The following is a 3,193-nucleotide window of genomic DNA, read 5'->3' as shown; positions in this document are numbered from 1 at the left end:
TCGTCCTCGAACTCCCGCGCCACCGCAGTGGCTCCTGTCCACCGCTCGTACTCGTCGAGCAGGACCACGAACAGAGCGGTGGTGTCGGCGGCACCGTAGTACGGCGCCTGGGGGCGTTCCTCGAAGGCCACCATCTCGCCATAGCGGAACTCGCGCAGGATCTTGCCCGGCTCCTCGTCCCGGTAGTCGTCGAGCACGGCGCCCTGGTCGAGGCCGAGCATGCGCAGGGTGGCGAGGGCGAGATCCGGCGTGACCGGCAACGTCTGGAGACTCGTGAGAATAGCGTCGCGGCCGGTGAGAGTGGCGTTCCACGGCAGCCCCGCCGCGGGCATCGCCTCACTCGGTAGCGTAAGAGGCGAATACCGCAGCGCGGCAAGGTCAACCAGGCTGCGCCGGTAGGCCCGCTCCACCTGCTCCCAGTCGCACAGCAACTGCGGAGCCCTGCCGAGCCACCGCCGCAGGTCGTCCTCGAGCCGCGCCCGGTTGCGTCGCTGCCGGCCGGGGTACACGTGGTCCCGGACGTCCTCGCCGTCCGGCCGCAGCACCATCCCCCGGACGTGCAGCGTGGTGGTCCACTGCCCGTGCGGCTCGATCCGGATGTGGTAGGTCAGGCCCGTTTCGTCCACCTGCGCGGGCTCAGTCGTGGAGATCACCGTCTCCCGCCGGAACTTCTCCCGCTCGTAGCCGAGGTGCAGGCGCCCGTCCGCGACGCGCTTGTAGAGCCGGCCCGGTGGCGTACGCTCCTGGCCGGCGATGATCAGCGGAATGAAATCGGACTCCGCGTCCACGCGGACAGTGAACTCGGCCGGTTCTCTGGAGTGGTTGAGCACCGTCAACCGCTCCTCGAAGCTGCCGGCCACCGACCGTTCCCGGATCACCGACACCTTGGCGTCCACATAGTGTGTGGGAGCCCCCGGCACCAGGAAGAACCGCGCCTCGAAGTAGGTCGGGTCGTCCATGGCCAGCGCGCTGACCCGTTCGCCGTCGACGGTCAGCGTCCATCTGGACAGGAACCGGGTGTCGAACGAGAAGAACCCGCACGGGACGGCGGGCGTTGCCTCGATGTCACCGCTGCCGTCGCTCAGCACGAAGATGTTGCCGTCCAGAATACGGACGAGATCTGTCTTCACCGCTGCCCCCCGTGGTCGCGGGCGACCAGTCGCGGATGTCGCGCGCCGGGCGGCGGTGCGAAGAGCCGCTCCAGCAGGACGATGAACCGGAACTTTCCCTCGGTCGTGATCTCGTTTCTCAGCCACGCCGGGAGAGGTTTGGCCTCGCCCCGGGCCAACCGGTCGAAGAAGGCGCTGTCGGACCGGATGACGGTGTCGGCGTCGCTGTTCTGCTGCGACACCCGGACGGCACCCTCGCGGATCTCCACCAACCAGTGGTCGACCTCGTGGTCGTGCTCGAGGTCGAAGCGTATGCGGCCGTTCGTCTTCTTCAGCAGCCGTTCATGGCCGTGTCGTTCGAGCGCCTCGAAGAACCTTCTCGTCGTCTCCGACATGGACCCCCCCCCGGATGTTCGTCGAACACGAGGCAGCATCACCTGCGTCATGGTGCCGTGACCTCACCCGAATCGAATGAACTTCGCCGCGTCCGCGAGATTCACCCCGTGCGGGTGATGCGGCCGGCGACCGTTGGCGGTCACGGTGAAATGACGGCGCACCGGGCTCGGGACCAGCGGAGGGGAGGGCCATGTCGAACCCCACCGACAGTTTCTTCGCGGCGCTCGGCCGGCGCGGCCACGAGCCGCTCGTCGAGGAAGCCACCGGGACTGTGCGGTTCGACCTCGACTACGACCGGGGCGTCGACCGCTGGTTCCTGGTGCTCGACCGGGGCGACCTGCGCGTCTCGCGGAACGAGGACCGGGACGCCGACTGCACCGTCCGCGGCAGCAGGGCGTCCTTCGACCGGGTCGTCCGGGGCGAGTCGCACATCTACGCGGCGTGGGTGCGCAACGAACTCCGGGCGGAGGGCGACATCCGGCTGGCCCGCCTCGTGCAGCGGCTCATGCCGGGACCGCCCGGCGCACACCACCCACGCGATTTCGCTCGCCGGCGAAGGCGACCGTCATGAGCGACTACCTGGTCCGGCTGCTGGACGGCAACACGTTCGTGCTCAGCGAGGAGACCGGCGACATCGACGCGTCCCCCACCATTCCCACCGGCCTTTTCTCCTTCGACACGCGGTTCCTGTCCAAATGGACACTGTCCATCAACGGTGGGCGGGTCGACGCACTCAGCGCGGAGGAGATCGAATACTTCGAGGCCCGCTTCTTCGTCGCACCAACCGTTCCCACTCCGCTGGTCGACATCAAGGTGTCGGCCATCCGGGAGCGCTCGATCGACGGCAGTTTCTCCGAACGCCTCACCGTGATCAACCACGAATCCGAACGCGTCGACCTGCAGGTCCGGATCGATGTGGAGAGCGACTTCGCCGATCTCTTCGAAATCAAGGACGTACGGGGCAAGCGGGGTAGCTACTACGTCCGGGTGGAAGACGGATGCCTGCGGCTCGGCTATCGGCGGGACACCTTCTGCCGGGAGACCCTGGTCTCCTCGACCGTTCCGGCCCGCGTCGACGAGCGGGGACTGACCTACGACATCCGGCTCGAACCGCACGGCCAGTGGGTCACCGACCTGCGCGTACAGGCGCTGGGCGTCGGTGGGCGCGACCTCCAGGAGAGCCTCCTGGGCAGACCGGGGCGCAGCGGCAAGCAGATGCGCGACGAGTTGGACCGATGGCTCGCCGGCTCTCCCCGGCTGACCTGCGACTCCGAGACGCTGGCGATGACCTACCGACGCAGCCTGGTCGACCTCGCCGCGCTGCGATTCATGCCGTTGACCGGCGGCGGTCACGCACTGCCGGCCGCCGGCCTGCCGTGGTTCATGGCGATCTTCGGTCGGGACAGCGTCTTCACCAGCATCCAGGCGCTGCCGTTCGCACCGGATCTCGCCGCCACGACGCTGAGCCTGCTGGCGCTGACCCAGGGGGTCGTGCTCGACGACTTCCGCGAGGAGGAGCCCGGGAAGATCCTCCACGAGTTGCGGTACGGGGAGACGGCCGGCTTCGAGGAGCAGCCGCACTCCCCGTACTTCGGTGCCGCCGACTCGACCCCGCTGTTCGTGGTCCTGCTCGACGAGTACGAGCGGTGGACCGGAGACGCCACAACCGTTCGGCTTCTCGAGCGGTC

At 68.3% G+C, this 3,193-nt stretch carries 4 protein-coding genes; 2 read left to right on the top strand and 2 right to left on the bottom strand.

Features of this window, described 5'->3' with window-relative positions; all coding sequences use genetic code 11:
* On the bottom strand, window positions 1–1,130 hold a 1,130-nt coding region (locus tag ABTW87_RS30045), incomplete at its 3' end, for a glycogen debranching N-terminal domain-containing protein (protein ID WP_350654783.1).
* Window positions 1,127–1,504: an SCP2 sterol-binding domain-containing protein gene (locus ABTW87_RS30040; protein WP_350654781.1), complete on the bottom strand. Its 378-nt coding sequence runs from the start codon at window positions 1,502–1,504 to the stop codon at window positions 1,127–1,129. The genes ABTW87_RS30045 and ABTW87_RS30040, both read right to left, overlap by 4 nt.
* Window positions 1,505–1,695: 191 nt before the next feature.
* Here ABTW87_RS30040 and ABTW87_RS30035 point away from each other — a divergent pair, with 191 nt between their 5' ends.
* Entirely contained in the window at window positions 1,696–2,076 is a 381-nt protein-coding gene (locus ABTW87_RS30035; RefSeq protein WP_350654779.1) for an SCP2 sterol-binding domain-containing protein, read from the top strand.
* The coding region (locus ABTW87_RS30030; protein ID WP_350654777.1) for a glycogen debranching N-terminal domain-containing protein at window positions 2,073–3,193 on the top strand (1,121 nt) is incomplete at its 3' end. The genes ABTW87_RS30035 and ABTW87_RS30030, both read left to right, overlap by 4 nt.

Origin of the sequence: Micromonospora sp. NPDC126480 (genome assembly GCF_040302465.1) — a bacterium.
In the GTDB taxonomy this organism is placed as follows: domain Bacteria; phylum Actinomycetota; class Actinomycetes; order Mycobacteriales; family Micromonosporaceae; genus Micromonospora.
Note: the sequence above shows the minus strand (reverse complement) of the source record. Positions and strands in the feature narration are given on the sequence as shown.